Annotated in this window: 4 protein-coding genes; all 4 read right to left on the reverse strand. The window is 62.2% G+C overall.

The annotated features are described in order from the left end of the window. Nucleotides 1–604 precede the first annotated feature (604 nt). Nucleotides 605–1,312: a DUF6062 family protein gene (locus U8U01_RS17075; RefSeq protein ID WP_322176787.1), complete on the reverse strand. Its 708-nt coding sequence runs from the start codon at nt 1,310–1,312 to the stop codon at nt 605–607. Between the two features lie 175 nt (nt 1,313–1,487). Continuing rightward, nucleotides 1,488–2,087 (reverse strand): manganese catalase family protein, encoded by a 600-nt coding sequence (locus U8U01_RS17080; RefSeq protein WP_322176788.1) that lies wholly within the window; start codon nt 2,085–2,087, stop codon nt 1,488–1,490. Next, a complete protein-coding gene (locus U8U01_RS17085; protein WP_322176789.1) occupies nt 2,087–2,344 on the reverse strand; it encodes a spore coat protein CotJB in 258 nt (85 codons plus the stop codon). The genes U8U01_RS17080 and U8U01_RS17085 overlap by 1 nt, the downstream gene beginning before the upstream one ends. After that, the gene (locus U8U01_RS17090) at nt 2,341–2,598 is read right to left on the reverse strand and encodes a spore coat associated protein CotJA (RefSeq protein ID WP_322176790.1); all 258 of its coding nucleotides are present in this window, start codon (nt 2,596–2,598) and stop codon (nt 2,341–2,343) included. Before U8U01_RS17090 ends, U8U01_RS17085 begins: the two co-directional genes overlap by 4 nt. Nucleotides 2,599–3,024 lie beyond the last annotated feature (426 nt).

Raw genomic sequence — 3,024 nt, forward strand, 5'->3', positions numbered from 1 at the left:
CCCTTTTACGCGGGGAGGGGGATGGGGCGATGGGGTTGGGGGCGTGAAAAAGGGGGCGCGCGAAAGGGCGCGAAATAAAAAAGGGAAAACACAAAAGTTTTGTCCACTTTTTCAAAAGTGGTGGGGATTCCCAAGGGGCAACGCCCCTTGGGGGGCCCTTTACGCGAGGAAGGGGATGGGGCGACGGGGGTTGGGGGCGTGAAAAAGGGGGCTTGTCCATAACGCGCGAAGGGGCGCGAAATAAAAAAGGGAAAACACAAAAGTTTTGTCCACTTTTTCAAAAGTGGTGGGGATTCCCAAGGGGCAACGCCCCTTGGGGGGCCCTTTACGGGGGGAGGGGGATGGGGCGATGGGGTTGGGGGCGTGAAAAGGTGGGCTTGTCTATAACGCGCGAAGGGGTGCGAAATTAAAAAAGGGAAAGCATAAAAGTTTTGTCCACTTTTTCAAAAGTGGTGGGGTTTTTAGGGGGCGACAATCGCCGGTGGCGATTTCCCGTCGCCGACCGAGGCGGCAGCCGAGAATCAACGCCCCAGAGTTAGCGCAGCTAACTCTTTGCCGCCGGAGGCAAGGGGGGGGGGACCGCCGGCGGGTAAGGGGGAGAAGATCAGCGGTTTTTTTCGCCGGCGTTTTGTTGGGCTACAGGGGCGCGGGCGGTGAGCCAGAGGATGGCGCGCTCGATGGCGTCTTTGGAGTTGCCCCAGTCGCCGCCCGCGTTGCGGTAGTCGAACATCCGGCAGAAGTGGGTGACGTCGCCGCTGAGGGTTTCCAGGTAGGCTTTGGCCAACTTGGTGGTCTGGGCCTCGAAGGGGGCGAAGTTCTTTTTAGGCATCTTCTGGGCGGACTCCATCACCAGGCCATAGTGGGGCAGGCAGATGTAGGGCTGGGCGGCGTAAAGCTCCCGGAACTCCGCCTCGGTCTGCCAGAGGTTGAGGGTGCTGTCCAGCAGGTGTTTCATGTTCTGGGTGATGTTCTGGCAGACAAAGCAGTTTTCCTGCCGGCTGTGCACTGCGGCCGTGACCTTTTTTAGGGGCGTTTTGCCCGACGGGAACACTTGTTCTCCAACCTCGTGGAGCAGGCTCTCCAGGATCAGGGCAACGGAAAGCCGGCTGCCCCGTGCCAGGATCTGGTTGAAGTGCTCGGAGCAAAAGCCCAGCCGGTTGGTTTCGATGCGCACATCGGGCTCCATCATAGCGGCGCCGGTGATATAGGTGGCCATGCGGTCCTCCAGCATATCCCGCATACGGCAGAAGGGGCAGCCGTCTTTGGGCTCGAAAACCTCATTGACCGGGATGGAACAGATATCCTCTCTCATGGCAAAGACCTCCTGTTTGGGGGCCGCGCCCCGGTGCCGGGGCGGGCCTGTTTACCCTTTATTTTAGCACGGATGGGGGGAAAAGGGAAGGGGGAACTTGCCGGTGAAAAAGCGCCCCAAAGGGCGGCACGGGGCCGTTTCCTTTGGGGCGCGCCGGGCTTTGGGGGGTAGGGGGTTAGGGCTTATCGAAGGAGGGGTTGAAGGCGTAGAAGTTTTTGCAGTCCAGGCGGTCGGTGAGGATGCGCAGGCCCTCGCCGAAACGCTGGAAGTGGACGATCTCCCGTGCGCGGAGGAACTTGATGGGCTCGGCCACGTCCGGGTCATCGGCAAAGCGCAGGATGTTGTCATAGCCAAGGCGGGCCTTTTGCTCGGCGGCCAGGTCCTCGTTCAGGTCGGCGATGGGGTCGCCGGTGACGGCAAAGGTGGCCGCGGAGAAGGGCGTGCCGGAGGCCGCCTGGGGATAGACGCCGGTGGTGTGGTCTACGAAGTAATCGCTGAAACCGGCGGCGTCGATCTGTTCGGGGGTCAGGTTGCGGGTAAGCTGGTAGACGATGGTGCCTACCATCTCCAGGTGGGCCAGCTCTTCGGTGCCGATATCGGTGAGGATCGCGGCCAGCTCCGGGTAGGGCATGGCGTAGCGCTGGCTCAGGTAGCGCAGGGACGCGCCGATCTCCCCGTGGGGGCCGCCGTACTGGGTCATGATGATTTTTGCCAGCTTGGGGTTGGGGTTTTTGATGCGTACCGGGTGCTGGAGGCGTTTTTCATATACAAACATCAGTCATCCTCCTTTTGCCAGGGCCAGGGGCCGTTGATCCAGGCCCAGCGGCTGGTTTCGCTGCTGAGCTGGCCCAGGGGGCCGAAACGGTCTTCGAACTCTTTGACCGTTTGGGCCAGGCGCTGGCGGTATTCCTCCAGCCGGCGGGCAGCCTCACAGTTGTTGGGGTGGGTGTCTAAAAATAGGTGCAGCTCCCAGCAGGCGAACTGCATGGCGTTGATCTTGCGGCGCAGGGCCATCTCTGTGGTGTCGCTCAACGGGGCTCCCCCCTTCTGCCGTAAAAAGGCTTATCCAGTACCGGGAACAGCGTGCCCGCGTCTAGCGCGCGCTCGGCGCTGTGCAGGTTGGAACTCCATTGCTGGAAGGGTACATACGCCATGGCCGGTACCGCGTCGGCCGGGAACGGCGTGGGGTCTTCGCCACAGGGGGCGGGGATCGTTTCTTTTTCCATTTTATTTGCCCCTTTCTTTGTAGTATGGGTGGTGCCGGGGATTGTCCCCATCACCAGCATATGCAGTACCCCCTATGGGTGTGAAACAGCCCCCCATGCCCGCTTTTGGGCGGCCGCCGGCAGGGGGCGCGCACTGGCAGGGGGACTTTTGAAAAAGTCCCCCTGACCCCCCAAAACTTTTTGAGGCGCTACGGGGGGCTCTGGGATGGGAACGCGGGCGGCCCGGTGGCAAGCGGGGGCGGGGACGGGCGCTGGCAGGGGGACTTTTGAAAAAGTCCCCCTGCACCCCCCAAAACTTTTGAGGCGCTACAGGGGGCTCTGGGATGGGAGCGCGGGCGGCCCGGTGACAAGCGTGGGCGGGGACGGACGCTGGCAGGGGGACTTTTGAAAAAGTCCCCCTGCACCCCCCAAAACTTTTGAGGCGCTACGGGGGGCTCTAGGATGGGTGCGCGGGCAGCCCGGTGGCGAGCGGGGGCGGGGACGGAC

The sequence above is a fragment of the Acutalibacter caecimuris genome, from assembly GCF_034335085.1.
GTDB lineage: Bacteria > Bacillota > Clostridia > Oscillospirales > Acutalibacteraceae > Acutalibacter > Acutalibacter caecimuris.